1 protein-coding gene is annotated in these 950 nt (G+C 73.6%); it reads left to right on the top strand.

The genetic code is table 11. From position 1 onward, the window contains the following. On the top strand, positions 1-950 hold a 950-nt coding region (locus FGF04_RS39510), incomplete at both ends, for a sensor histidine kinase (protein ID WP_149516207.1).

Raw genomic sequence — 950 nt, 5'->3', positions numbered from 1 at the left:
GCCTCCTCCCTCGCGTACGCGGCGGTCTGCACCCCCCTCCTGGCGGGCCTGCTGTACGGCTGGCGCGGCTCGGGAGTCTTCACGGGGCTCCAGCTCGTGGTCCTGCTGACCGTGTACAGGGCATGGGAACAGCGGCCGGGAACCGGCGCCAGCACCCTCCTGATCGCCGGCTTCTGCATCGCGGCGGGCATCATCGGCGTCACCCTGCGCAACCTGATGTTCCAGTTCGGTGCGGCCGGCCAGGCCCTCGCGGAGGCGAACTCCCGACTGGCCGTGGCGGAGGCCGTCGAATCGGAACGGGCCCGGCTGGCCCGCGAGATGCACGACTCGGTGGCGAAGACCCTGCACGGCCTGGCCCTGTCGGCCGAGGCCCTGGCGGTCGCCGCCGACCACGACACGGACCCCCGCGCCCTCAGGGCCCAGGCGAACGCGGTGGCCGGGGCGGCCCGGCGGGCGGCGGCGGAGTCCCGCGAACTGCTGACGGACCTGCGGGCCCACACGGCGATGGCGACCCCGCCGGCGGACCTGCTGACGGAACTGACGTCGAGGATCGCCGACTTCGAGTCCCGCACGGGCCTGAGGACGACGCTGACCCACGAGGCCGTCCCGCCCGGAGCGGTCCCTCCCGAGGCGTCCCGCCAACTCCTGGCGATCACCTCGGAGGCCCTGGAGAACGCACACCGCCACGCCGAGCAAGCGACCCACGTACAGCTGACCCTCACAGTCCTCGCCGCTCCCGCCGCCCTGCACCTGAGCGTGCGGGACGACGGGAAGGGCGCGCCCGCATCCCTCGACGACATCCGGACCCTGGCGAGAACCGGCCACTTCGGCCTGCTGGGCATGCTGGAACGCGCGGCATCGATAGGAGCGGACCTCAAGGTGCACGGGGTCGGTGCCGGAGCCGGGGCAGGGGCCGAGGGCACGGAGATCGAGCTGACCCTCCCCCTCAC

The organism is Streptomyces apricus (assembly GCF_008369065.1).
Lineage (GTDB): Bacteria > Actinomycetota > Actinomycetes > Streptomycetales > Streptomycetaceae > Streptomyces > Streptomyces apricus.
This window is presented reverse-complemented; position numbering and strand designations above follow the sequence as displayed.